The 23,922-nt window shown below is 52.8% G+C and carries 25 protein-coding genes; 8 read left to right on the top strand and 17 right to left on the bottom strand.

Annotated elements, in window-relative coordinates:
* Nucleotides 1-63: 63 nt before the first annotated feature.
* Nucleotides 64-663 carry a 5'-deoxynucleotidase gene (yfbR, locus tag HV041_RS04090; RefSeq protein ID WP_003028083.1) on the top strand — a complete coding sequence of 200 codons (600 nt, stop codon included), beginning with the start codon at nucleotides 64-66 and terminating at the stop codon, nucleotides 661-663.
* A gap of 101 nt (nucleotides 664-764) precedes the next feature.
* On the opposite strand, the gene HV041_RS04085 is transcribed toward yfbR, so the two are convergent.
* The 4 genes from HV041_RS04085 to yfbV form a co-directional block, all read right to left on the bottom strand.
* Nucleotides 765-2,597 (bottom strand): SLC13 family permease, encoded by a 1,833-nt coding sequence (locus tag HV041_RS04085; RefSeq protein WP_048211069.1) that lies wholly within the window; start codon nucleotides 2,595-2,597, stop codon nucleotides 765-767.
* 77 nt (nucleotides 2,598-2,674) lie between these two features.
* Nucleotides 2,675-3,352, bottom strand: coding sequence for a sugar phosphatase (locus HV041_RS04080; protein WP_086523398.1), 678 nt, complete (start codon nucleotides 3,350-3,352; stop codon nucleotides 2,675-2,677).
* The gene (locus HV041_RS04075) at nucleotides 3,345-3,839 is read right to left on the bottom strand and encodes a YfbU family protein (RefSeq protein WP_003028086.1); all 495 of its coding nucleotides are present in this window, start codon (nucleotides 3,837-3,839) and stop codon (nucleotides 3,345-3,347) included. The genes HV041_RS04080 and HV041_RS04075 overlap by 8 nt, the downstream gene beginning before the upstream one ends.
* An 83-nt stretch (nucleotides 3,840-3,922) precedes the next feature.
* Nucleotides 3,923-4,378, bottom strand: coding sequence for a terminus macrodomain insulation protein YfbV (gene yfbV, locus HV041_RS04070; RefSeq protein ID WP_003028087.1), 456 nt, complete (start codon nucleotides 4,376-4,378; stop codon nucleotides 3,923-3,925).
* A gap of 339 nt (nucleotides 4,379-4,717) precedes the next feature.
* On the opposite strand from yfbV, the gene ackA reads away from it, so the two are divergent.
* The 3 genes from ackA (at nucleotide 4,718) to yfcC (ending at nucleotide 9,862) form a co-directional block, all read left to right on the top strand.
* Entirely contained in the window at nucleotides 4,718-5,920 is a 1,203-nt protein-coding gene (gene ackA, locus HV041_RS04065; RefSeq protein ID WP_048211067.1) for an acetate kinase, read from the top strand.
* A 75-nt stretch (nucleotides 5,921-5,995) separates the two neighbouring features.
* Nucleotides 5,996-8,140, top strand: a complete 2,145-nt coding sequence (gene pta / locus HV041_RS04060) for a phosphate acetyltransferase (RefSeq protein ID WP_101742312.1) — start codon at nucleotides 5,996-5,998, stop codon at nucleotides 8,138-8,140.
* 201 nt (nucleotides 8,141-8,341) lie between these two features.
* Nucleotides 8,342-9,862 carry a putative basic amino acid antiporter YfcC gene (yfcC, locus tag HV041_RS04055; RefSeq protein ID WP_048211065.1) on the top strand — a complete coding sequence of 507 codons (1,521 nt, stop codon included), beginning with the start codon at nucleotides 8,342-8,344 and terminating at the stop codon, nucleotides 9,860-9,862.
* Nucleotides 9,863-9,948: 86 nt separating this feature from the next.
* Here the strand turns inward: yfcC and yfcD are convergent, their stop codons facing one another.
* From yfcD to yfcF, 3 genes are read right to left on the bottom strand one after another with little or no spacing between them, the layout of a single operon-like run.
* On the bottom strand, nucleotides 9,949-10,503 hold the full coding sequence (gene yfcD, locus HV041_RS04050) for an NUDIX hydrolase YfcD (RefSeq protein ID WP_048211064.1): 555 nt from the start codon (nucleotides 10,501-10,503) through the stop codon (nucleotides 9,949-9,951).
* Nucleotides 10,504-10,559: 56 nt separating this feature from the next.
* A complete protein-coding gene (yfcE, locus tag HV041_RS04045; RefSeq protein WP_121584852.1) occupies nucleotides 10,560-11,111 on the bottom strand; it encodes a phosphodiesterase in 552 nt (183 codons plus the stop codon).
* Nucleotides 11,112-11,166: 55 nt separating this feature from the next.
* Nucleotides 11,167-11,811, bottom strand: a complete 645-nt coding sequence (yfcF, locus tag HV041_RS04040) for a glutathione transferase (protein WP_048211062.1) — start codon at nucleotides 11,809-11,811, stop codon at nucleotides 11,167-11,169.
* A gap of 134 nt (nucleotides 11,812-11,945) precedes the next feature.
* Between yfcF and yfcG the strand changes: the two genes are divergently transcribed.
* The 4 genes from yfcG to HV041_RS04020 all read left to right on the top strand — a co-directional run bounded on the left by yfcG (nucleotide 11,946) and on the right by HV041_RS04020 (nucleotide 14,498).
* Nucleotides 11,946-12,581 carry a GSH-dependent disulfide bond oxidoreductase gene (gene yfcG / locus HV041_RS04035; RefSeq protein WP_048211061.1) on the top strand — a complete coding sequence of 212 codons (636 nt, stop codon included), beginning with the start codon at nucleotides 11,946-11,948 and terminating at the stop codon, nucleotides 12,579-12,581.
* 54 nt (nucleotides 12,582-12,635) lie between these two features.
* The gene (gene folX / locus HV041_RS04030) at nucleotides 12,636-12,998 is read left to right on the top strand and encodes a dihydroneopterin triphosphate 2'-epimerase (protein ID WP_005129505.1); all 363 of its coding nucleotides are present in this window, start codon (nucleotides 12,636-12,638) and stop codon (nucleotides 12,996-12,998) included.
* A 19-nt stretch (nucleotides 12,999-13,017) separates the two neighbouring features.
* A complete protein-coding gene (locus tag HV041_RS04025) occupies nucleotides 13,018-13,911 on the top strand; it encodes a TIGR01777 family oxidoreductase (protein ID WP_105242182.1) in 894 nt (297 codons plus the stop codon).
* A gap of 71 nt (nucleotides 13,912-13,982) precedes the next feature.
* Nucleotides 13,983-14,498 carry a GNAT family N-acetyltransferase gene (locus HV041_RS04020; protein WP_121584853.1) on the top strand — a complete coding sequence of 172 codons (516 nt, stop codon included), beginning with the start codon at nucleotides 13,983-13,985 and terminating at the stop codon, nucleotides 14,496-14,498.
* Between the two features lie 33 nt (nucleotides 14,499-14,531).
* Here HV041_RS04020 and hisP read toward each other — a convergent pair whose 3' ends face one another.
* The 10 genes from hisP to folC form a co-directional block, all read right to left on the bottom strand.
* Nucleotides 14,532-15,305 carry a histidine ABC transporter ATP-binding protein HisP gene (hisP, locus tag HV041_RS04015; protein ID WP_061068225.1) on the bottom strand — a complete coding sequence of 258 codons (774 nt, stop codon included), beginning with the start codon at nucleotides 15,303-15,305 and terminating at the stop codon, nucleotides 14,532-14,534.
* A 13-nt stretch (nucleotides 15,306-15,318) separates the two neighbouring features.
* A complete protein-coding gene (hisM, locus tag HV041_RS04010) occupies nucleotides 15,319-16,026 on the bottom strand; it encodes a histidine ABC transporter permease HisM (protein ID WP_003028116.1) in 708 nt (235 codons plus the stop codon).
* Nucleotides 16,023-16,709: a histidine ABC transporter permease HisQ gene (locus HV041_RS04005; protein WP_003028118.1), complete on the bottom strand. Its 687-nt coding sequence runs from the start codon at nucleotides 16,707-16,709 to the stop codon at nucleotides 16,023-16,025. The genes hisM and HV041_RS04005 overlap by 4 nt, the downstream gene beginning before the upstream one ends.
* Before the next feature lie 186 nt (nucleotides 16,710-16,895).
* A complete protein-coding gene (hisJ, locus tag HV041_RS04000; protein ID WP_003028120.1) occupies nucleotides 16,896-17,678 on the bottom strand; it encodes a histidine ABC transporter substrate-binding protein HisJ in 783 nt (260 codons plus the stop codon).
* A gap of 247 nt (nucleotides 17,679-17,925) precedes the next feature.
* Complete coding sequence (gene argT / locus HV041_RS03995; RefSeq protein ID WP_003028123.1) at nucleotides 17,926-18,708, bottom strand: lysine/arginine/ornithine ABC transporter substrate-binding protein ArgT; 783 nt, start codon at nucleotides 18,706-18,708, stop codon at nucleotides 17,926-17,928.
* 287 nt (nucleotides 18,709-18,995) lie between these two features.
* A complete protein-coding gene (locus HV041_RS03990; RefSeq protein ID WP_121584854.1) occupies nucleotides 18,996-19,565 on the bottom strand; it encodes a UbiX family flavin prenyltransferase in 570 nt (189 codons plus the stop codon).
* A gap of 96 nt (nucleotides 19,566-19,661) precedes the next feature.
* On the bottom strand, nucleotides 19,662-21,179 hold the full coding sequence (purF, locus tag HV041_RS03985; protein WP_005129677.1) for an amidophosphoribosyltransferase: 1,518 nt from the start codon (nucleotides 21,177-21,179) through the stop codon (nucleotides 19,662-19,664).
* A gap of 33 nt (nucleotides 21,180-21,212) precedes the next feature.
* Nucleotides 21,213-21,701 carry a colicin V production protein gene (cvpA, locus tag HV041_RS03980; RefSeq protein ID WP_005129678.1) on the bottom strand — a complete coding sequence of 163 codons (489 nt, stop codon included), beginning with the start codon at nucleotides 21,699-21,701 and terminating at the stop codon, nucleotides 21,213-21,215.
* Nucleotides 21,702-21,921: 220 nt separating this feature from the next.
* Nucleotides 21,922-22,596: a cell division protein DedD gene (gene dedD / locus HV041_RS03975; protein ID WP_048211056.1), complete on the bottom strand. Its 675-nt coding sequence runs from the start codon at nucleotides 22,594-22,596 to the stop codon at nucleotides 21,922-21,924.
* Nucleotides 22,586-23,854 (bottom strand): bifunctional tetrahydrofolate synthase/dihydrofolate synthase, encoded by a 1,269-nt coding sequence (gene folC, locus HV041_RS03970; RefSeq protein ID WP_048211055.1) that lies wholly within the window; start codon nucleotides 23,852-23,854, stop codon nucleotides 22,586-22,588. Before folC ends, dedD begins: the two co-directional genes overlap by 11 nt.
* Between the last annotated feature and the right edge of the window lie 68 nt (nucleotides 23,855-23,922).

Here is a 23,922-nt window from a genome sequence, read left to right as displayed (position 1 = left end):
TTTGCATCTGACAGCCTTCTCTGCGCACAATGACTCTTAGGTTGCCATCATATAAGGGTCGTTATGAAGCAGAGCCATTTTTTTGCCCACCTATCCCGTCTGAAGCTCATTAACCGCTGGCCGCTGATGCGCAACGTGCGCACCGAAAACGTGTCTGAACACAGTCTGCAGGTTGCCATGGTTGCTCATGCGCTGGCCGCGATCAAAAACCGTAAATTTGGTGGTCAGGTAAATGCTGAGCGTATTGCCCTGCTGGCGATGTATCACGATGCGTCAGAGGTGTTAACCGGCGATCTCCCTACCCCAGTGAAATATTTCAACTCGCAGATTGCTCAGGAATATAAAGCAATAGAGAAAATTGCCCAGCAAAAACTGGTCGATATGGTTCCCGACGAGTTGCGGGATATTTTTGCACCACTCATTGATGAACATGCCTTAAGTGAAGAAGAAAGATCGATTGTTAAACAGGCAGATGCCCTGTGCGCGTATCTGAAGTGCCTGGAGGAACTCTCCGCCGGTAACAACGAATTTCTGCTGGCGAAAACGCGTCTGGAAAAAACGCTGGAGTCACGACGCAGCGAAGAGATGGACTACTTTATGGACGTGTTCGTCCCAAGCTTTCACCTCTCATTAGATGAAATCAGTCAGGATTCACCGCTTTAAGCGATTTTGCCGGATGGCGGCTAACGCCTTATCCGGCCTACAGGTAGCGTGATATCCGTAGGCCTGATAAGCGCATCGCCATCAGGCGTTTACTGCGGCGGTCAAAACGGGAACAGCATCGGGATCATCACCACGCACACTGCCATGACAATCACCGTAAACGGTACGCCAATCTTCACGAAGTCGCTAAAGCTGTAGTTACCCGGCCCCAACACCAGCGTGTTAACAGGTGAAGACACCGGTGTCATAAAGGCGGCAGAAGCCGCCATCGCAATCACCATCGCAAAAGGATACGGCGAAACGCCCATCGACTTTGCCGCCGCCAGCGCAATCGGCGCCATCAGCACCGCTGTTGCGGTATTCGAGATAAATAAACCAATGGTCGCACACAGGACAAACAGGCAGCCCAGCATCATATACGGGCCGTACCCACCACCAACGTCCATTAGCCCTTTCACCACCAGATCGACGCCGCCCGTTTTCTGTAACGCCAGCGCAAAAGGCATCATCCCGACAATCAAAATAATGCTTGGCCAGTGGATCGCCTTATAGGCGCTCTCTGCATCAATACACCGGAATTTCCCCATCAGCAGGCAGGCGATAATTGCGGCCACCGTATTGGGTATTTCATCCGTCAGCATTAACGCAACCATCAGAACCAGGCAGAAAATCGCGTGCGGTGCCTGGCTGTGCGCCGGAGACGCTTCACTGACTTCGACCGGCATGTTCAACACCACAAAGTCGCGGCCTTTTTTACCCAACGATGTGATAAGTTTCCAGTTACCCACGACCAGAATGATATCGCCCATCAGCAACGGTTCATCCACTACCGCGCCGTCCATCGCCGTACCATCACGCTTCACCCCGACGACATTCAGGCCGTAACGCGTACGAAACGCGATTTCCCTTACCGTTTTACCGATTAATTCTGATTCCGGGATCAACGAAATCTCAGCCATCCCCACATCAAGCGCCTGTTCGGAAAAATACTCGCCGCGCAGCACCATCGGCTCCAGCAATTGTTCACTGCAGAATTCGCGCAGATCAACATCAGCGGCGGACATATCAATGAGCAAAACGTCACGGGCACGGAACTCAGAGACCCCATTAACGTCCACAATTACGCGCCGAAAGCGACGCCAGCGCTCAACACCAATCACGTTCGCCCCGTAGCGCTCACGCAGCTTCAGGTCGTCAAGACGCTGGCCAATCATCGGCGAGCCGGGACGAATAGCCAGGCGGCGGGCGCGCCCCGTCAGACGATACTCTTTGATAAGATCGCGAAAGGTCCGGCGTTTCCAGCCATCCCCCTGTTGCCCGGAGTCCTCACCTTTGAGCATAAAACGCATCAGCAGCATGTAAATGATGCCGAGCACCAGAACAACCAGCCCAAGCGGGGTCACGCTGAAAAAGCTGAAACCGTTGAGTCCCTCGCGCAGTAACTCACTGTTGACGACCAGGTTGGGCGGCGTCGCCACCAGCGTCATCATGCCGCTGATAAGCCCCGCGAAGCTAAGCGGCATCATCAGACGCGAGGGCGAGGTTTGCATGCGCATAGATACGCTTAAAACAACAGGAATAAAAATCGCGACTACGCCGGTGGAACTCATAAAGGCACCGAGCCCGGCGACGGTGATCATCAGCAAAACCAGCATTTTGACTTCACTACTGCCGGCCACCTTCACCAGCCATGCCCCCATCACCGTTGCCACCCCGGTACGCACCAGGCCGTCACCAATGATAAATAAAGCCGCAATCAAAATAACGTTAGGATCGCTGAAACCCGAAAAAGCCTCTGAGATGCTCAGTGTTCCACTCAGAACAAAGGCAATGATGACCAACAGAGCAACTGCATCCATACGCACTCTGCCAGTGGCAAACAAAACGACGGCAATCGCCAGCAATGAGAGAACCCATATCAATTCACCGTTCACAACATATCCTTGTTAAATGAGAGGGATGAGTCGATTCTGCCATAAAAAAGCCCCAACAATCTGGGGCTAAATCATGATCAGGTATTTCTTACTACGACCACATTTCCGTTGGGTTGCTTGGTCACGGAAATCTGTTCCAGACTGGTCAACGAAAAGTCGACCTCATCCAGACGCGGCGTGTCCGCAGGCGCATTGACCGCGATCACATGACACCCAGCCGCCAGTCCTGAAAGCACACCAGCGGGCGCATCTTCAACCACGGTACACTCTTGCGGTGCGAGACCCAGCAGTTGAGCGCCTAACAGATAAGCGTCTGGTTCTGGTTTCCCTCTTTTTACCCGTTCGGCGGTGACAAACACTTCAGGCGCGGGAAGCCCCGCGACACGATGGCGCGCTCGTGCGACTGGCATAGAACCGGAGGTCACAATCGCCCACGGAATACCCGCTTTATTGAGGTGGTTGAGCAACTCAACAGCCCCCGGCAGCGCGGTGATCCCAGCGGTTTCCGTCGCTTCGATCTGCTCAAGACGGGTGAACTCCGCAGCGATCTCAGCCTCAGATTTGCCCACCATAAAGTGTCGCAGAGAGGTAATGGCCTGCTTGCCATGAATAAAGCCGAGCACCTCGTCGTGATCGAGGCCAAAACGATCGGCCCAGTTGCACCACGCGCGTTCTACTGCGGGTAAGGAATCGACCAGCGTTCCATCCAGATCAAACAGAAAACCTTTGCACTGCACGCTCGCCCCCTCAGGCATTAATGATTTGGTTAATTTCATTCGCGCTCAGGTGATACTGGCGCGGGCAAGAGTGCCAGACGTTCAACATACGCTGATATTTTTCCCACATCGGGGTCTGGGCGTTGAAGCCATGCGTACCCGCATCAAAGTGGGTATAGCGACCTTCCACATTGACCATAAAGCGAACGTATCCGAGGAAACGGGCTTCCGTTGCAGCGTCAAAACCGAGGAAGGTCACGCGGCGCTCATCAATGGCCTGTGCATCCTTAAGATTAGTCCAGGACACATGTAATGCGTGATACATCTCCATAATATCGATAATCGTACGGCAGGTTTCTTCCGTCAGCTCACCAAACTCACGATCCAGCTCGCGCATCTGCAAACCGTAACCGCGTTCAATAATCGTCTGCAAACGACGATAACGCTCGGCGTTAGTGGGATCGAGCATAGTCATCATTTTGTACTGATTCGACAAAATCAGACGTTGAGCGTTGGTCATTTCCATTTGGGACTCCTGTATCACTACTACTGCGATGAAAAAAAAGAAGGCATCTTGTGCCTTCTTTTATATGCGTAATCAGGGGTCAATTACAAATCATCGAGGAAAGTTTTATCCAGTTGTTTGAAGGCACGCTTAAGCGTGTCAGCCAGCGCCTGGTAATCAGGCTTCCCTTCAACCGGCGATAACGCCTGTCCGGCTTCTTGTAATTTCCCCCGAACTTCGTAGAACCAGTTGAGAATCGAAGGCGGCAGCGGTGTCACGGAACGCTTACCCAACCACCACATGCCCTGCATTGGCAGGCTCAGCGCAAATAGCGCCGTTGCCACAGCCGGTCCCAACTGACCACCCAACGCAATTTGCCAGCATAAGGTGAAGACGGCGATAGGCGGCATAAAACGGATTGCGTAACGTGTCATACGGATCACGCGGTTCTCTACAAACACGGGCGCGAGGCGCTTTTCCATTGGCCACGTCTTCGCGTAGTGCTGTCCCCGGCGGAACAAGCTAAAAAAATTGACGGAACGATTATCCGGTGTCGACATGGCGGTTACCTCAACTTCACATATAAAAATTAAAAAATTTGTGCAAAACAACAACTACAAAGGACATCGTTCAAAACATTTTGTCTTTGATACCCACATTCAGGTATCCTGTGCCGGCCTGTAAGGCCTTTAGTCCAAAATCATTGAGTCGTCAAATTGACACATAGTATGCCATTGGCTGAAAAATACGCAAAATGACATAGACTCAAAGGTATTTATTCCATCGTGCCCAAAAAGACCCTGGCGCATGATGTTAATCATAAACGTCGGTGTCATCATGCGCTACGCTCTATGACTCCCTGACGTTTTTTTAGCCACGTATCATAAATAGGTACTTCCATGTCGAGTAAGTTAGTACTGGTTCTGAACTGCGGTAGCTCCTCACTGAAATTTGCCATCATCGATGCAGTAAACGGTGAAGAATACCTTTCTGGTTTAGCCGAATGTTTCCATCTCCCAGAAGCACGTATCAAATGGAAAATGGATGGCGGTAAACAAGAAGCGGCTTTAGGTGCAGGCGCCGCTCACAGTGAAGCGCTGAATTTTATCGTTAATACTATTCTGGCACAAAAACCAGAACTGTCTGCTCAGCTGACTGCGATTGGTCACCGTGTTGTTCACGGCGGCGAAAAATACACCGGCTCTGTAGTTATCGACGATTCCGTTATTCAGGGTATCAAAGATGCAGCCTCTTTTGCACCGTTGCACAACCCTGCACACCTGATCGGTATCGCTGAAGCGCTGAAATCCTTCCCGAATCTGAAAGACAAAAACGTGGCCGTATTCGACACCGCGTTCCATCAGACTATGCCGGAAGAATCTTACCTCTATGCCCTGCCGTACAGCCTGTACAAAGAGCATGGCGTTCGTCGTTACGGCGCGCACGGTACCAGCCACTTCTTCGTGACTCAGGAAGCGGCAAAAATGCTGAACAAACCGGTTGATGAACTGAACATAATCACTTGCCACCTAGGCAACGGCGGTTCTGTTTCTGCAATCCGTAACGGTAAATGTGTTGATACCTCCATGGGTCTGACCCCGCTGGAAGGTCTGGTGATGGGTACGCGTTCCGGTGACATCGACCCGGCGATCATCTTCCACCTGCACGACACCCTGGGCATGAGCGTTGACCAGATCAACAAAATGCTGACCAAAGAGTCTGGCCTGCTGGGTCTGACCGAAGTCACCAGCGACTGCCGTTATGTTGAAGACAACTACACCACCAAAGAAGACGCTAAACGTGCAATGGACGTTTACTGCCACCGTCTGGCGAAATACATCGGTTCCTACACCGCGCTGATGGATGGTCGTCTGGATGCGGTTGTCTTCACCGGTGGCATTGGTGAAAACGCCGCGATGGTTCGTGAACTGTCTCTGGGCAAACTGGGCGTTCTGGGCTTCGAAGTTGACCACGAACGTAACCTGGCCGCACGTTTCGGCAAATCTGGTTTCATCAACAAAGAAGGTACCCGTCCTGCGGTGGTTATCCCAACCAACGAAGAACTGGTTATCGCGCAAGACGCGAGCCGTCTGACTGCCTGATTTCACACCGCCAGCCTAGCTGGCGGTGCTGTTTTGTAACCCGTCTAAATTGGCGGTAACGAAAGAGGATAAACCGTGTCCCGTATTATTATGCTGATCCCTACCGGAACCAGCGTCGGCCTGACCAGCGTCAGCCTTGGCGTGATCCGTGCTATGGAACGCAAAGGCGTTCGTCTGAGCGTCTTTAAGCCTATCGCTCAGCCTCGTGCCGGTGGCGATGCGCCTGACCAGACTACCAGCATCGTGCGTGCTAACTCTTCTCTGCCAGCCGCTGAGCCGCTGAAGATGAGCCACGTTGAATCTCTGCTGTCCAGCAATCAGAAAGATGTGCTGATGGAAGAGATTATCGCGAACTACCACGCGAACACTAAAGACGCTGAAGTTGTACTGGTTGAAGGCCTGGTCCCAACCCGTAAACATCAGTTCGCGCAGTCTCTGAACTACGAAATCGCGAAAACGCTGAACGCGGAAATCGTCTTCGTCATGTCTCAGGGTACCGATACCCCGGAACAGCTGAACGAGCGTATTGAACTGACTCGTAGCAGCTTCGGCGGCGCGAAAAACACCAACATCACCGGCGTAATCGTTAACAAACTGAACGCACCGGTTGATGAGCAGGGCCGTACTCGCCCGGATCTGTCTGAGATTTTCGACGACTCTTCCAAAGCGAAAGTGATCAAAGTTGATCCGGCTAAACTGCAGGAGTCCAGCCCGCTGCCGGTTCTGGGCGCGGTGCCGTGGAGCTTCGATCTGATCGCCACCCGTGCAATCGATATGGCGCGTCACCTGAACGCCACCATCGTGAACGAAGGCGATATCAATACCCGTCGCGTGAAGTCTGTGACTTTCTGCGCACGCAGCATTCCGCACATGCTGGAACACTTCCGCGCAGGTTCTCTGCTGGTGACTTCCGCTGACCGTCCGGACGTGCTGGTTGCTGCATGCCTGGCAGCGATGAACGGCGTGGAAATCGGCGCCCTGCTGCTGACTGGCGGCTATGAAATGGACGCGCGCATCACTAAACTGTGCGAACGTGCATTCGAAACTGGCCTGCCGGTATTCATGGTCAACACCAATACCTGGCAGACCTCTCTGAGCCTGCAGAGCTTCAACCTGGAAGTTCCGGTTGACGATCACGAGCGTATTGAGAAAGTTCAGGAATACGTTGCTAACTACATCAACGCCGACTGGGTTGAATCTCTGACCGCAACGTCTGAGCGCAGCCGTCGTCTGTCTCCACCAGCGTTCCGCTACCAGTTGACCGAACTGGCGCGTAAAGCGGGCAAACGCGTTGTTCTGCCGGAAGGCGACGAACCGCGTACCGTTAAAGCGGCCGCTATCTGTGCTGAACGCGGTATCGCAACCTGCGTTCTGCTGGGTAACCCGGATGAGATCACCCGCGTTGCGGCGTCTCAGGGCGTTGAACTGGGCGCTGGCGTTGAAATCGTTGACCCGGAAGTGGTTCGCGAAAGCTACGTTGCACGCCTGGTCGAGCTGCGTAAAAACAAAGGTATGACCGAAACCGTTGCCCGCGAACAGCTGGAAGACAACGTCGTTCTCGGCACCCTGATGCTGGAACAGGACGACGTTGACGGTCTGGTTTCTGGTGCAGTTCACACCACCGCGAATACCATTCGTCCACCGCTGCAGCTGATCAAAACTGCACCGGGCAGTTCTCTGGTATCCTCCGTGTTCTTCATGCTGCTGCCGGATCAGGTTTACGTTTACGGCGACTGCGCGATCAACCCGGATCCAACCGCAGAACAGCTGGCAGAAATCGCGATTCAGTCCGCTGAATCCGCGATTGCCTTCGGTATCGAACCGCGCGTAGCAATGCTCTCCTACTCCACCGGTACTTCTGGTGCAGGTAGTGACGTAGAGAAAGTTCGCGAAGCGACCCGTCTGGCACAGGAAAAACGTCCTGACCTGATGATCGACGGCCCGCTGCAGTACGATGCTGCCGTTATGGCTGACGTTGCGAAATCCAAAGCGCCGAACTCTCCGGTTGCCGGTCGCGCTACCGTGTTCATCTTCCCGGATCTGAACACCGGTAACACCACCTACAAAGCGGTACAGCGTTCTGCCGACCTGATCTCCATCGGGCCGATGCTGCAGGGTATGCGCAAGCCGGTGAACGACCTGTCTCGTGGCGCGCTGGTAGACGATATCGTCTACACCATCGCTCTGACCGCGATCCAGTCTTCCCAGCAGCAGCAGTAATTTGCTGCGTGTGCCGGATGCTTTATCCGGCAACACATCCTGCTTATCAAACCGGAAATAGCTAATATTTCCGGTTTTTTTATATCTGTTTTTCCCATTTGCATAATCTGAAACATTTATCAGGATGCGCTGCATCAATGAATAACTATTCTCCTGTTTGCATACTTACCCTCTTTTGCATTGCAACAGGGATAGTCTTTGATGTCAGCAGTAACAGAAACACGGCCAGCCAAAAAGTGGGCGATGCCCGACACGCTGGTGATAATTTTTTTCGTCGCCATTTTAACCAGTCTGGCGACCTGGGTTGTTCCCGTCGGGATGTTCGACAGTCAGGAAGTGCAGTATCAGGTTGATGGGCAAACCAAGACCCGCAAGGTTGTTGATCCCCACTCATTCCGTATTCTGACCAATGAAGCCGGTGAAGAGCAGTATCACCCGGTTAAGTTCTTTACCACCGGTGACGAAAGTCCTGGTCTGATGAACTTCCCGTTTGAAGGGTTAACCTCCGGTTCTAAATTCGGTACTGCCGTTGGCATCATTATGTTTATGCTGGTGATTGGCGGTGCGTTTGGCATCGTGATGCGCACCGGAACCATTGATAACGGCATCCTGGCGCTCATCCGCCATACCCGGGGTAACGAGGTCTTGTTTATCCCGGTGCTGTTTATTCTCTTCTCATTGGGTGGCGCGGTATTTGGCATGGGGGAAGAGGCTGTCGCCTTTGCCATTATCATCGCGCCGCTGATGGTACGCTTAGGTTACGACAGTATCACCACCGTGCTGGTGACCTACATTGCCACCCAAATTGGCTTTGCCAGTTCGTGGATGAACCCATTCTGTGTGGTTGTCGCACAGGGTATTGCCGGTGTCCCTGTGCTCTCGGGTTCGGGTCTGCGCATCGTGGTGTGGGTTGTGGCGACGATGATCGGCTTGACGTTCACGCTGGCCTACGCGGCGCGCATCAAAAAGAATCCGCTGCTGTCACGCGTGCATGAATCAGACCGCTTCTTCCGCGAACAGCAGGATGAGGTCATTGAGCGCCGCTTCACGCTCGGCGACTGGCTGGTACTGATGGTGCTGACGGGCGTGATCGTGTGGGTCATTTGGGGCGTTATCGTCCACGCGTGGTTTATCCCGGAGATTGCCAGCCAGTTCTTCACTATGGGGTTGGTGATTGGCATTATTGGCGTCGTCTTTCGGCTCAACGGCATGACGGTTAACATCATGGCGTCCTCATTTACTGAGGGTGCGCGTATGATGATTGCCCCTGCCCTGCTGGTTGGTTTTGCCAAGGGGATATTGCTGCTGGTAGGCAATGGTGAAGCGGGCGATGCCAGCGTACTGAATACCCTGCTGCACAGCATCGCCAACGGCATTAGCGGTCTGGATAACGCCATTGCGGCGTGGTTTATGCTGCTGTTCCAGGCGGTATTTAATTTCTTCGTTACCTCCGGCTCCGGTCAGGCTGCGTTGACCATGCCGCTGCTGGCACCGTTGGGCGATCTGGTTGGCGTCAACCGTCAGGTCACCGTTCTGGCATTCCAGTTTGGTGACGGATTCAGTCATATTATCTATCCTACGTCGGCATCACTGATGGCAACGTTAGGCGTTTGTCGGGTGGATTTTCGTAACTGGCTGAAGGTAGGCGCCACGCTGTTGGGACTGCTGTTTATTATGTCCAGCGTGGTGGTGATTGGCGCGCAGATAATGGGCTACCATTAAACAACAAGGCCGGATAATGCGCATCAGCGGCTTATCCGGCCTACAACGACGCCCGATCCCGTCACCCAGGATCGGCGGTGCTGAATTTACTCAGCTTCTTCGTGTTTTTCGGCTTTCGCACTTTCATTCTTGGCGTTGCGGGTCATCCACAGCGCCAGTGCCTTCAGTGAGTCCGGTGTAAATTCATCACAGCGCGCGGTAATTTCTTCCGGCGTCAGCCAGCACACTTCACTAATTTCTTCTTCCTGCAGCGCAAACGGTCCGTGAGAAACGCAGCTAAACAGCCCGCCCCAGACGCGACAGTTCTGGTCTTCAAAATAAAACTGACCGTGCTCGGCAAACGGGACACCGGCAATGCCCAATTCTTCTTCAGCTTCACGACGCGCGGAGTCCAGAAGCTGCTCATCAGCCTGAACAACCCCCCCCGCGGTAGCATCCAGCATACCGGGCATAAAGTCCTTTGTCTCAGTGCGACGCTGAACCAGAATTTTACCCATACCATCGTGTACAACGATATACGTTGCACGGTGGCGCAAGCATTGTGCCCGCATTTGTTCCCGGCTGGATTGTGCGATGACTTCATTGTCTTCATTCACAATATCCACCCATTCAGTACTTGCCAAACGACGCTGTTCCACCATCAGGAAACCTTCTTTTTTCTAGCGCTCTTACGGCGCGTTTACGTTTGTGGGGTAACTTACGGATTAATCTCGACCTGCGCAATAATACTTTGATCATTGAGTGCCATCACGCTGAGAACATTATCATCCAGAATCCCGTAGCTTGCCGTAAATCCCCCTTTCGGGATGCTTACCGAACCGGGGTTAAACTGGTAGATATCCCCACGTCGCTCTGCCACCGGCAGATGCGTATGTCCATAAACCAGCACATCGCCGGCGTTGAGCGGTGGTAAGTTATCCGGACCAAAAAGATGTCCGTGCGTCAGAAAGAGTCGCTGGTTGTCAGTCAGAATTTGCTGCCACGGCGCGGTTATTGGAAAATGCAGAAGCATCTGATCCACTTCGCTGTCGCAATTACCACGTACCGCAATTATCCGCGACGCCTGCTCATTCAAACGCTCGGCGACCTGCGCTGGCGCGTAGCCCTCTGGCAGCGCATTACGCGGCCCATGGTTCAATACATCGCCCAGTATCACCAGCCATTGCGCACCGCTTTGGGCAAACCGTTCAAGTACGCATTCCGTAGCCGGCAACGAACCATGAATGTCCGATGCGAACATCAGTTTCATCACTCACCCCTCGTTGAAAAATACCTTTCAATGATACTGGATTACGTCCCTACTTTCAGCAGGAACGCTTCGCTGAAAGCGCGATAAAACGTTGTACCGAAGCGCGTTGCCACTGGAAGGTGGCATACTCTGCGAGCTGTTCCGGTACATCATCGCCATTCAGAACCAGTCGATTAAGCATTAGCGCTAAATCGCTGTCTGCGATACACCATTCACCAAACAAATTCTGCTTACCGTGCGCCAGTAAACTGCCCGCCGTGGCAAACAATTTTTCCGCACTGGCCCTTCCTGCTTCCGTCAACGGACCTTTCTTCACGCCAGCAAAAACCACATCCGTCGAACGCTCTTCCCGGATAGGCATCAGATCGCTACGGAGCCAGGCCTGAACCTGGCGGGCGCGAGCCCGTTTTTGTAGATCGTGCGGATAAATGCGCTCCCATTGTGGTGGAGCGAAACGCTCTTCCAGGAACTCGGCAATCGCCGAGGATTCACTCAGTTCAAAACCGTCAATGTCAAGAACCGGTACGCGCCGCGTCAGCGCATACCCTTGCCATGAAGGTTGCAAGTGTTCGCCACTATTGAGGTTGACAGTTTTCAGCGTAAAAGGCAGCCCTTTCTCTTGCAGAGCGACATAAACAGACAGTACATAAGGGGAGAAAAAGTTGGCATCTGACCACAGCGTAATTGCAGGTTTGCTCATAATGTCCTCTGAAGTGTATTGGCTTTCTTTCAAAATATAGAGTCTTTCTCTCGCTGTCACTTGATGAAAACTCACACACGTCGGCAGCTTCTATACTTGTAGTGACCCGGTTCATGACAAAACGGACGCTGAAAATGATCGACCTCTACTACACTCCATCGCCAAACGGGCACAAAATCACACTGTTTCTCGAAGAGGCGCAGTTAAAATACCGTCTGATTCATGTAGATATCAGCAGAGGCAGCCAGTTCCGCCCTGACTTTTTGCTGATTTCACCGAATAATAAAATTCCGGCCATCATCGACTGCGCCCCGGAGGATGGCGGAAAACCCATTAGCCTGTTTGAGTCTGGCGAGATTTTACTCTACCTGGCGGAAAAGAGCGGTAAGCTACTCAGCGGCGAATTACGCGAGCGCCACACCACGCTGCAGTGGCTCTTCTGGCAGGTTAGCGGACTTGGGCCAATGCTGGGACAAAATCATCACTTCAGCCACTTCGCACCGCAGACTATCCCCTACGCCATTGAACGGTATCAGGTGGAAACCCAGCGACTGTACAACGTCATGAATAAACGCCTGGAAATATCACCCTGGCTGGGTGGCGATCATTACAGCATTGCCGACATTGCCTGCTGGCCGTGGATTAATCTCCACCAGCGCCAGCGTATCGACCTCGACAACTATCCGGCGGTCAATAACTGGTACGAACGTATCCGTACTCGTCCCGCAACAGAACGGGCGATGCAGCAAGCGCAGAGCGAGAAAAGTTAACGCGATTCGGTTCTCGTGTATCATGAAAAGGTTCATACATGGAGGAAACCTGCAATGTCACAACCTGACGCAATTATTCGTATAAAAAACCTTCGTCTGCGCACTTTTATCGGCATTAAAGAAGAAGAGATTCTGAACCGACAGGATATCGTCATCAATATTGCCATCCACTATCCAGCAGACAAAGCCCGGACCAGTGAAGATATCAACGATGCGCTGAATTATCGCACCATCACCAAGAGCATCATTTCGCACGTTGAGAGTAACCGCTTCTCATTGTTGGAAAAATTAACGCAAGATGTGCTCGATATCGCACGCGAACATCACTGGGTCACTTATGCTGAAGTGGAGATCGATAAACTTCACGCATTGCGTTACGCCGACTCCGTTTCCATGACATTGAGCTGGCAGCGCTAAACGTAACCCGGGAGGCGACATGCAGATTCTGATTACCGGCGGTACTGGCCTGATTGGACGTCATTTGATCCCCCGCCTGCTGGAACTGGGGCATCAGATTACCGTAGTGACACGTACTCCTGATAAGGCTCGTCAGATTCTGGACTCCCGGGTCACGCTTTGGAAAGGGCTGGAAGAGCAGCAAAACCTCGATGGCGTTGATGCTGTCATCAATCTTGCCGGAGAGCCTATCGCCGACAAACGCTGGAGCGCTGAGCAAAAAGAGCGTTTGTGCCAGAGCCGCTGGGGGATTACGCAGAAACTGGTCGATTTAATCAAGGTCAGCAACACGCCGCCTGCCGTACTCATCTCCGGTTCCGCTACGGGATACTACGGCGATCTGGGTGAAGTCGTTGTGACGGAAGAAGAACCGCCACATAATGAATTCACCCATAAGTTGTGCGCCCGGTGGGAACAGATCGCCAGCGCTGCGCAAAGCGACAAAACCCGCGTATGTTTGCTGCGTACTGGCGTTGTATTGGCCTCTACAGGCGGGATCCTCGCAAAGATGGTTCCACCGTTTCGTCTGGGGCTTGGCGGTCCTATCGGCAATGGGCGTCAATACCTGGCCTGGATCCATATTGACGATATGGTCAACGGGATTATCTGGCTGCTGGATAACGATCTGCGCGGTCCCTTCAATATGGTTTCGCCATACCCGGTTCGTAATGAACAGTTCGCCCATGCGCTGGGTCATGCCCTAAACCGCCCGGCGATCCTGCGCGTTCCGGCAGCCGCTATGCGGCTGCTGATGGGCGAATCCTCGGTGCTGGTCCTCGGGGGGCAGCGCGCGTTGCCCAAGCGACTGGAGGGGGCAGGTTTTGCGTTTCGTTGGTACGATTTGGAAGAAGCGCTGGCCGATGTCATCCGATAATGTCTGATATCCCTTCACTGTTGCCATTGTGGTGGTATGGTTAAAAAACCAAATACCACAATGGCGACGTTATGGCGATAATATCAACACCCCGACTTACTCTCTCTTTATACCAACTCGCTGACTGGCCTTTTTTCCAGCGGCTACGAGAAAATCCGGACGTCATGCGTTTCATGGGTGATATCGCCCCAACCAAAGATACTCGCCTGCTCTTCGCCAGACGCCTTTCCGCTCGACATACCTTTGTTATCCGGGAGCACAACAACACGGTGCAACTGGGCGATATTGGCTTACAGATAAGCCATCTTTATCCTCAGGAAGCTGATATTGGCTATGCCATCACGCCGCGGGCGCAGGGAAAAGGGATTGCCAGCGAAGCCGTACGTGCCGTGTGCGATTATGCCTTTCAACAGGCTGGCGTAACGGCGATAAATGCCTATGTATTAGCCGGAAATACCGGGTCGATACGCATTCTGGAAAAAACAGGATTTATACGCACTCAGGTGCTTGAAAAAGCCTATGAAGTGAACGGCATAGCGTATGACGACTGGGCTTATCGTCTGGAGTACAGCGCGTTAAAGCGGTAGGCCCGGAAAGCGTAACGCCTCCGGGCAACTCACTTATTTCAGCGAGCCCTTGAGAAACTGCTGCAAACGCGGGCTTTGCGGATTACCGAATACCTGCTCCGGGTCGCCCTCTTCCTCAATTTTCCCCTGATGCAGGAAAATCACGTGCGTGGAGACATGTCGAGCGAATCCCATTTCGTGGGTCACGACCACCATGGTTTTACCCTCTTCGGCCAGCTGTTGCATAATACGCAACACCTCGCCCACAAGTTCTGGGTCAAGCGCCGATGTGGGTTCATCAAACAGCAACACTTCCGGTTCCATCGCCAACGCACGCGCAATAGAGACGCGCTGCTGCTGACCACCGGACAGATGTACCGGATATTTGCCCTGCGCGCGCTCATCAATACCGACTTTGGCCAGATACTTCACCGCACGTTCGCGGGCTTCCTGCTTGCTCAGCCCCAGCACCTGAATCGGCGCTTCCATCACGTTTTCCAGCACCGTCATGTGGCTCCACAGGTTGAAGTGCTGAAAGACCATCGTCAGTCGCGTGCGTAGCAGACGCAGCTGATTTTTATCTGCAACCTTCAACTGACCGTCTTTGTCGCGCACCAGGCCAATATTCTGACCGCTAACCACAATCGTTCCGGCACTCGGCTTTTCCAGAAAGTTAATGCAGCGCAGGAAGGTACTTTTACCCGAACCTGACGAACCAATAATACTGATAACATCACCCGCATTGGCCTGCAGCGATACCCCTTTCAGCACTTCATGTTCGCCGTAGTGCTTATGTAAATCGATAACGTTTAATTTATTTTCAGACATCGTGTTACTCGAATCATTTAGAGGATACATGCTGCAACCAGCGTTTTTCCGCTTTACGGAACAGGCTAATCAGGACATACGAAATAATCAAATACAGTACGGCGGCAATACCGAAGGCGGTAAACGGCTGATACGTTGCCGAGTTGATATCGCGGGCGATCTTCAACAAATCAGGCACCGTGGCAGTAAATGCCAGCGCCGTGGAGTGCAGCATTAAAATGACTTCATTGCTGTAAGCCGGCAGCGCAATACGCAGCGCGGAAGGCAAAATAATGCAGCGATACAGTTTGAATGACGAGAAACCGTATGCGCGCGCGGCTTCAATCTCACCATGGGGTACGGAACGAATAGCCCCGGCGAAAATCTCCGTCGTGTAGGCACAGGTATTCAGCGTCAATGCCAGCACGGTACAATTCAGCCCACTGCGGAAAAATGCGTTAAGGAAGTCCGTTCCTTTGACGATCTCCAGCGTATACATCCCGGAATAGAACACCAGAAGTTGAACGTACAGCGGCGTGCCACGAAAAATATAGGTGAACAGCCAGATGGGAAACTGGATAAATTTATTACTGGAAACGCGACCAATCGCCAAAAACAGCGCCAGTATCCCGCCCATCACCACCGACGAAATCAGCAGCCAGAGAGTGATAGCAACGCCAGTGTAGCGATATCCGTCAGTCCACAGCAGGGACTTCCAGTATTCCTGAATAATCTCAATCACAGGTCAGCCCTCTTCACACCCACGGAGTAGCGGCGCTCAAGGTACAGCAGCACACCATTAGACACGGTGGTAAACACCAGATAGATGACCCCGCACACCACGGCAAAATAGAACGGCTCCCAGGTACTCTTCCCGGCAAGCTGAGTGGCTTTCACTACGTCTTCAAGTCCAAGCAGTGACACCAGCGCCGTGGCCTTAAGAATGACCTGCCAGTTGTTGCCTATTCCCGGTAAGGCATAGCGCATCATCGCCGGGAACATAATGCGGCGAAATATTTGTGAGCTGGTAAAACCGAATGCCGTCGCGGCCTCAATATGACCTTTTGGCACAGCCATGAACGCACCACGGAACGTTTCGGTAAAATAGGCGCCGTAGATAAACCCAAGCGTAATTATACCCGCGACCATCGGATCGATATCAATCTGGCCGATACCGATGGCATCGGTAATGGTATTCAGCGCAATTTGTAACCCGTAGAAGATGAGCAGCATTAAGACGAGATCGGGAACCCCGCGGATAAGCGTTGTGTACCCTTCGAAAATAAGCCCCATTGCCCGGCTTTGCGACAGCTTAGCTGCCGCGCCGACAAGACCTATCAGAACCGCCAGTACCACCGAGCTGAGTGCCAGCTCCAGCGTAACAATTGCGCCCTGTAAAATAACACCTGAAAAGCCATACAACATGCTGCCTGTCCTGTCGTGTGTGGTGGAGTAGTAAGCCTCTTTTGATTTCAGACTAACCGTTAAATGCCGGATGGCGGCTTTGCCTTATCCGGCCTACAAAATCACCGTAGGCCTGATAAGCGCAGTGCCATCAGGCATAAATTCAACGCGTCAAAAATCTACGGGCTTTATCAGCACCTGCGGTGATTAACCGCCGTAAACATCAAAATCGAAATACTTTTTCGCCAGCTTCTCGTAAGTCCCGTCAGCGCGCATTTCAGCAAAGGCTTTGTTCAGCGCTTCGCGCAGCTCGTTATCGTCTTTGCGCAGCCCCATACCGGTACCCACGCCGAATAACTTCTCGTCTTTCACAGACGGGCCGCCGAATTTGTAATCTTTACCGACCGGCTGTTTCAGGAAGCCTTCGCTGGCCGCGACTTCATCCTGGAATGCGGCGTCAATACGCCCGGCAGTCAGGTCAGAATAGATATTGTCTTGTCCCTGATAGGAGACAATTTCAATGCCTTTTGGCGCCCAGTGCTCGTTACCGAACGTTTCCTGAGTCGTGCCCTGCAGCACGCCGACACGTTTACCTTTCAGCGACTCAATAGTCGGCTGAATAGCAGAATCTTTAGCGACAACCAGACGCGAGTCGGCTGCATAAAGCTTGTCGGTAAAGGCAATTTCCTGCTGGCGTTTTTCAGTAATGGAAAGCGAGGACATGATCGCATCGATTTTTTTCGCTTTTAGCGAAGGGATCAGCGCGTCCAGCGGGTTTTCCACGAAGGTACATTGCGTATTGATACGTTTGCACAGCTCTTTAGCCAGATCGATATCAAAACCGACTAATTCACCCTGCGCATTTTTCGATTCGAACGGCGCATAAGTAGGATCGGTACCGATACGAATTTTTTGCGGAATGGCGGCAAATGCTGCGGTAGCACTGGAGAAAGCCAGAACCAGAGAAAGAGACAACACCAGTTTTTTCATAACTATCCTCAACAGACTGTCTTTTATAGGGGATCTTTACAGGACCAGGTGCAGTTATCGTGCCATTAATCAGGCCGACAAGGCAAAGCATTCTACCCTGTCGGCGGTATTTATTTGCATGAAAAGCGCTTAAGTATGCACTCATGCTTATTAAGCCAACGACAAAAGCACCAAAAAAGTGCACTGAATGTATTATGCACCGTAATGGTTACCCGCAATGGTGCAGTCAATTCCCCGCTGCGGCGTATTAATCGCCGTAGACATTGAAGTTAAAATACTTACTCGCCATTTTGTCGTAAGTGCCGTCTTTGCGCAGTTCACCCAGCGCTTTATCAAAAGCGGCTTTCAGCTCGGTGTCATCTTTGCGCAAACCAATCCCGGTTCCGTCGCCAAAGTATTTTTTATCTTTTACCGAAGGACCTGCAAAGTCGTAGTCTTTACCGGCAGGCTGCTTCAGGAAGCCTTCGCTGGCCGCGACTTCATCCTGCAACGCCGCGTCGAGACGACCCGCCGTCAGGTCAGAATAAATGAGATCCTGGTTCGCATAGGCCACCACATCCACGCCTTTGCTACGCCAGTTGTCATTGGCATAGGCTTCCTGAGTAGAGCCTTGCAGCACGCCAACGTGTTTACCCTTGAGGGAATCCAGAGTCGGTTTAATTGGGGAACCTTTCGCGGCGATCAGACGTGAGTCTGCTGCGTAAAGTTTGTCTGAGAACGCAATCTCTTGCTGACGCTTCTCGGTGATAGAAAGCGAGGAGATAATGGCGTCAATTTTTTTCGCTTTCAGCGACGGGATCAGAGCATCAAAATCGCTGGCAACCCAGGTACATTTGATCTGCATGCGCTTACACATCTCGTTTCCCAGATCGATATCAAAGCCGACAAAGTCGCCTTTGGCATCTTTAGAGGAAAAAGGTGCGTATGTTGTATCTGTACCAATACGAACCGTCTGCGGAAGTGCTGCGTAGCTGGCCGCGGTGGCGGAAAGTCCTACCAGCAAAGACAAAGCAAGAACCGTCTTCTTCATACATAACCCTCAAGTGGCGTAATTTTATTATGTTTTACGTTGTGTTGTGTGTTTGCAGACTTTTTCATGCAGGTCTTATGCCATTTTCGCGTCGATGAGGATATTCGACGTTAAATATGTTAATAAAACGTTGCAATAATGTCCTGATTTTGAAGATAGCAGGTCTGACGGTTGAACCGCAGCGTTTCGTTGAGTTTTAACGAATTAAATGTTGAGGATATGATCGCGGTTACAAAATTGCCCTGAAACAGGGCAACAGATGTTTCTTTGCACGCTGATGGAACGGCTTAGGCCCCTTGCCAGCGGGTGAACAGGTCCTGCGGAAGGGTAATATCAAACTGGTCAAGCACGCGGTTAACCGTTTGATTAATCACATCATCGAGCGTTTGCGGGCGATGATAGAACGCCGGGACAGGCGGCATAATCACTGCGCCAATTTCTGCCGCCTGGGTCATGAGGCGCAGATGCCCCAAATGCAGCGGCGTTTCGCGCACGCACAGCACCAGCGGGCGGCGTTCTTTCAACACCACATCTGCCGCACGGGTCAGCAGCCCATCGGTATAGCTGTGGACGATGCCGGAAAGCGTTTTAATGGAACACGGCAGGATAACCATTCCGGCGGTCTGAAAAGAGCCGGAAGAGATACTGGCGGCGATATCGCGCGTATCGTGAATCACATTCGCCAGCGCCTGTACGTCACGCACGGTGAGGTCCGTTTCCAGCGCCAGCGTCTGCCGGGCAGCGGCACTCATCACCAGATGGGTTTCCACATCGGTAACGTCACGCAAAACCTGCAGCAGGCGCACGCCGTAAATTGCCCCGCTTGCGCCAGAAATACCAATGATGAGTCGTTTCATGTGTAATCGCCCTTACTTGCTCAGGGCCGACTTTGCAGGAAATTACGGTGAGTTGCAAGCAAGGGTGCAGGTTGCGCCCTTGCTTGCGAGCAAACATTAACCTTCGTTGTGCATCTCAAGGTTTTCCGCTTCGTTCTGACGCAAAATCGCTTTGGCGTCGTCATTACGCAGGGAGTCGAGGAAATCGAGATATTGCTGGTCGACGTCTTTGGTGACGTACACGCCGTTAAACACGGAACATTCAAACTGCTGAATATCCGGGTTCTCAGCACGGACGGCTTCAATCAGATCGTTCAGATCCTGGAAGATAAGACCATCTGCGCCAATTATCTGGCGAATCTCGTCCACTTCGCGACCATGAGCAATCAGCTCCGTCGCCGTAGGCATATCGATACCATAAACGTTCGGGAAGCGAATTTCCGGAGCAGCAGAGGCCAGATACACCTTCTTCGCTCCTGCCTCACGAGCCATCTCGATAATCTGTTCTGAGGTCGTACCGCGCACGATGGAGTCATCCACCAGCAACACGTTTTTATCACGGAATTCCGCACGGTTGGCGTTCAGTTTACGGCGCACGGATTTACGGCGCAGCTGCTGGCCTGGCATGATAAAGGTACGGCCCACGTAGCGGTTTTTCACAAAACCCTGACGGTACGGCTTACCGAGAATACGGGCAATTTCCAGCGCGATATCACAGGAGGTTTCCGGAATCGGGATCACCACGTCAATGTCCAGATCTTCCCATTCACGAGCAATTTTTTCGCCAAGCTTGGTACCCATGTTTACGCGGGCGCTGTAGACGGAAATCTTGTCGATAAAGGAGTCAGGACGTGCGAAGTAGACGTATTCAAACAGGCACGGATTGCTGACCGGGTTATCGGCACACTGGCGGGTAAACAACTGACCTTTTTCTGTGATATAAACCGCTTCGCCAGGGGCAACGTCGCGCAGGAATTCAAAGCCCAGCGTATCCAGCGCTACGCTCTCGGAGGCCACCATGTATTCGGTACGACCATCGCCGATATCACGTTTACCCAGCACCAGCGGGCGGATGCCGTTCGGATCGCGGAAAGCAACCATACCGTGGCCGATAATCATCGCCACGCAGGCATAGGCGCCGCGGATCTGGCGGTTGGTTGCGGCAATAGCAGCAAAAATATTGTCGGCTTCCAGCGGATAGTGGCGGAAATTATCCAGCTCGCTGGCGAAAATATTCAGCAGAATTTCAGAATCTGAAGTGGTATTGATGTGGCGGCGCTTTTCTTCAAACAGCTTTTTACGCAGCTCATGTGCGTTGGTCAGGTTGCCATTGTGGGCAAGCGTGATGCCATACGGTGAGTTGACGTAGAAAGGTTGGGCCTCAGAGGCGCTGGAGCTGCCAGCCGTTGGGTAACGCACATGACCAATGCCCATGTTGCCCTGCAAACGCTGCATGTGGCGCGCTTCAAAAATGTCGCTCACCATTCCGTTCGCTTTACGCAAGCGGAAGCAGTTGTTGGCATCAATGGTGATGATGCCAGCGGCATCCTGGCCACGATGCTGGAGCACCGTTAACGCGTCATAAATCGACTGGTTTACCGGCATAACACCGGCGATACCGACAATACCGCACATACGTCTTTTCCTCGTTCAGCAACAACCCAAAGTTTATACTTTGGGCAAGAAACTTGACGAGCTTTGCAGATAGTCAAAGAACCATCTGATGATGAAACTGAACTGCGGGATCAGCTGCGACTTACTCCAGTCTTCACTTTTCGACAGACCGGTAAATGTATCGAGAAAGAACAAGATGGCGGCGACGATCAGCGCCCCTCTCAGAGCTCCGAAGCAAATCCCCAACACCCTGTCGGTACCCGACAAGCCTGTTTTCTCTACCAGCTGGCCTATCACAAAGTTAACGATAGCGCCGACGATAAGTGTCGCGATGAACAGTATCGCGATAGCAATCCCATTTCGAACCAGTTCGTCTTCAAAGCCCGTAAACCAGACAGACAGGTAAGTGTAGTAATGGCTGGCGACAAAGAAAGCACAACCCCAAGTCACCAACGATAATGCTTCACGAACAAAGCCACGGATCAGGCTAACCAGACAGGAAAAACCAATCACCGCGATAATGGCGTAATCAATCCAGACCATATGTGTCCCACGATTTTACGCCCTGTCGTCCTGTTCGGGGCGCATTCTAACAGAAAAAGAAAACGTTTGCGTAGGGATTTCCTTTCCACGCGTAAATAAAAATGGCGCTGAAAAAATCTTCAACGCCATACCGTTTTATGCCTCTTCGGGCACTGCCGGATAGCGGTAAAAACACCGTATCCGGCCTGAATCAGAGCTGCGCCGTAAACAGCGCAATCCCTTAATTAGGGGTGTACCCCATCACGACGCCACTCAGACCAGAGATCTTCTGCAGCTCGCCCAGCGAGTTTTTCAGCTTATCTTTGGAGGCGTCCGGCCCCACGAGAATGCGGGTTATTTTACCCTGCACCGGCGTTGACGGAGAAGTATATACCCGGAAGCCCGCGCCACGAAGTTTACCCACGATCTCATTGACCTTATCCGCATTTTTCAACGCACCAAGCTGCACAACGTACGCTTTGCCGGTCGGCGCTGGCGGTTCCTCAGCAGCCGGTTTAGGCGCTGGGGCTGGCGCAGGAGCAGGAGCAGGCGTCGGAGCGACGGCAACAGGCTGCGGCTTCGGTTTGGGTTTCGGCTGCTCTACGGGCGCTGGGACAGGATCTAACTCCGCGCTGTTTGCCGTCGTCAAACGTGAAGGATCCAACGATGGCGCGGCAGCATCTCCCGCACGCACCTCTTCTGCCGCCCCTTCCGGCGGCTGGGTCGGCAGCGCCTGCGTTGCCGCTGGCATCATATCTGGTTCATCGCGATCGCCGGGTTTCGGCACCAGAGGGATCGCCGCAAACTCATCCTGATAATGTTTTTTCTGCCCGTCAAGCAGCCCAGGGAGCACAATCACCCCCAGCGCGACCAGCACAATTGTGCCGACTAATCGATTCTGAAACTTACTCGCCACCGCTTCTCCCCACGTCTATTACTTCCATGACATGTGCGACAGTGTGAAACGATCCACACACCAACACGGTATCTTCTGGCTTCGCCTCAGCCAGTGCCGCAGACCATGCCTGCGCCACGCTATCGTAGGCGTCGCCTTTGCCCAGATGCTCCAGCAATTGTTCTGCCGTTGCGCCACGCGGCCCTTCCAGGGGCGCACAGTACCAGACGTCAACCACGCTTTTTAACCAGGCTAACGTACCGGCAATGTCTTTATCATGTAGCATACCGATAACCGCAAGTACACGCCCGCTTTTCACTAACTTTTTCAGACGTCCGGTCAGATACTCTGCCGCATGCGGGTTATGGGCAACATCGAAAATCACTCGCGGCGACTCGCTCACAATCTGGAAGCGTCCCGGCAAAATCGCGTGTTCGATGCCGTCACGAATGGCCTGCTCGCTAACGTTCAGCCCGCTTGCACGCAGCGCGGCCAGTGCGGTAGCAGCGTTAGGTTGTGGAACCTGCGGCAACGGCAGATGCGCCAACGTTCCGTGAGCGTCCGTAAATGACCAGTCGTCCTCGGTTACCGCATAGCGCCAGTCCACGCCGCAGCGTTGCAAAATTGCCCCGCACTCTTGCGCGACATCCGCGATGGTGTAAGGCATTTCAGGTTCGCCGACGATAGCCGGTTTCTCTGCACGGAAAATGCCCGCTTTCTCACGACCAATGCTTTCACGATCCGGGCCCAGCCAGTCGGTATGATCAAGCGCAATACTGGTGATCACCGCCACATCAGCATCAACGATATTAGTGGCATCAAGGCGCCCGCCCAGCCCCACTTCCAGAATAACGACATCCATCTGCGCCTGTTTAAACAGCCAGAGCGCCGATAACGTACCGTATTCAAAATAGGTCAGAGAAATGTCGCCACGCGCGTCTTCGATCTCAGCAAACGATGCGGTATGCGCTGACTCCGGCAGTTCACGCCCCTGCACGCGCACGCGTTCCGTATAGCGCACCAGATGCGGCGAACTGTACACCCCGACTTTATAGCCTGCTGCGGTCAGCACCGATTCCAGCGTACGACATGTCGTGCCTTTTCCGTTGGTTCCTGCCACCGTAAACACAAATGGCGCGGGTTTCAACACACCCAGTTTGCGCGCCACCTGGCTTACACGTTCAAGGCCAAGATCGATGGTTTTACTGTGCAGGTTTTCCAGATAAGAAAGCCACGACGCCAGGGGCGACGCGGCTTGAGGAATACGTTTATTGTCCATGATGCCTGTAATTTTATTACGTAGAAAAAAGCAAAAGGCAGCGCCAGTTGGCCCTGCCCTTTTTTACT

The sequence above is a fragment of the Citrobacter sp. RHBSTW-00029 genome (assembly GCF_014104295.1).
Lineage (GTDB): Bacteria > Pseudomonadota > Gammaproteobacteria > Enterobacterales > Enterobacteriaceae > Citrobacter > Citrobacter youngae.
This window is presented reverse-complemented; position numbering and strand designations above follow the sequence as displayed.

Bases quoted from the DNA above. Each gene is read 5' to 3' on its own strand.
- yfbR (WP_003028083.1), top strand. From the start codon at position 64: ATGAAGCAGAGCCATTTTTTTGCCCACCTATCCCGTCTGAAGCTCATT.
- HV041_RS04080 (WP_086523398.1), bottom strand. From the start codon at position 3,352: ATGCCTGAGGGGGCGAGCGTGCAGTGCAAAGGTTTTCTGTTTGATCTG.
- HV041_RS04075 (WP_003028086.1), bottom strand. From the start codon at position 3,839: ATGGAAATGACCAACGCTCAACGTCTGATTTTGTCGAATCAGTACAAA.
- yfbV (WP_003028087.1), bottom strand. From the start codon at position 4,378: ATGTCGACACCGGATAATCGTTCCGTCAATTTTTTTAGCTTGTTCCGC.
- ackA (WP_048211067.1), top strand. From the start codon at position 4,718: ATGTCGAGTAAGTTAGTACTGGTTCTGAACTGCGGTAGCTCCTCACTG.
- yfcC (WP_048211065.1), top strand. From the start codon at position 8,342: ATGTCAGCAGTAACAGAAACACGGCCAGCCAAAAAGTGGGCGATGCCC.
- yfcD (WP_048211064.1), bottom strand. From the start codon at position 10,503: ATGGTGGAACAGCGTCGTTTGGCAAGTACTGAATGGGTGGATATTGTG.
- yfcE (WP_121584852.1), bottom strand. From the start codon at position 11,111: ATGAAACTGATGTTCGCATCGGACATTCATGGTTCGTTGCCGGCTACG.
- yfcF (WP_048211062.1), bottom strand. From the start codon at position 11,811: ATGAGCAAACCTGCAATTACGCTGTGGTCAGATGCCAACTTTTTCTCC.
- yfcG (WP_048211061.1), top strand. From the start codon at position 11,946: ATGATCGACCTCTACTACACTCCATCGCCAAACGGGCACAAAATCACA.
- folX (WP_005129505.1), top strand. From the start codon at position 12,636: ATGTCACAACCTGACGCAATTATTCGTATAAAAAACCTTCGTCTGCGC.
- HV041_RS04025 (WP_105242182.1), top strand. From the start codon at position 13,018: ATGCAGATTCTGATTACCGGCGGTACTGGCCTGATTGGACGTCATTTG.
- HV041_RS04020 (WP_121584853.1), top strand. From the start codon at position 13,983: ATGGCGATAATATCAACACCCCGACTTACTCTCTCTTTATACCAACTC.
- hisP (WP_061068225.1), bottom strand. From the start codon at position 15,305: ATGTCTGAAAATAAATTAAACGTTATCGATTTACATAAGCACTACGGC.
- HV041_RS04005 (WP_003028118.1), bottom strand. From the start codon at position 16,709: ATGTTGTATGGCTTTTCAGGTGTTATTTTACAGGGCGCAATTGTTACG.
- hisJ (WP_003028120.1), bottom strand. From the start codon at position 17,678: ATGAAAAAACTGGTGTTGTCTCTTTCTCTGGTTCTGGCTTTCTCCAGT.
- argT (WP_003028123.1), bottom strand. From the start codon at position 18,708: ATGAAGAAGACGGTTCTTGCTTTGTCTTTGCTGGTAGGACTTTCCGCC.
- HV041_RS03990 (WP_121584854.1), bottom strand. From the start codon at position 19,565: ATGAAACGACTCATCATTGGTATTTCTGGCGCAAGCGGGGCAATTTAC.
- purF (WP_005129677.1), bottom strand. From the start codon at position 21,179: ATGTGCGGTATTGTCGGTATCGCCGGTGTTATGCCGGTAAACCAGTCG.
- cvpA (WP_005129678.1), bottom strand. From the start codon at position 21,701: ATGGTCTGGATTGATTACGCCATTATCGCGGTGATTGGTTTTTCCTGT.
- folC (WP_048211055.1), bottom strand. From the start codon at position 23,854: ATGGACAATAAACGTATTCCTCAAGCCGCGTCGCCCCTGGCGTCGTGG.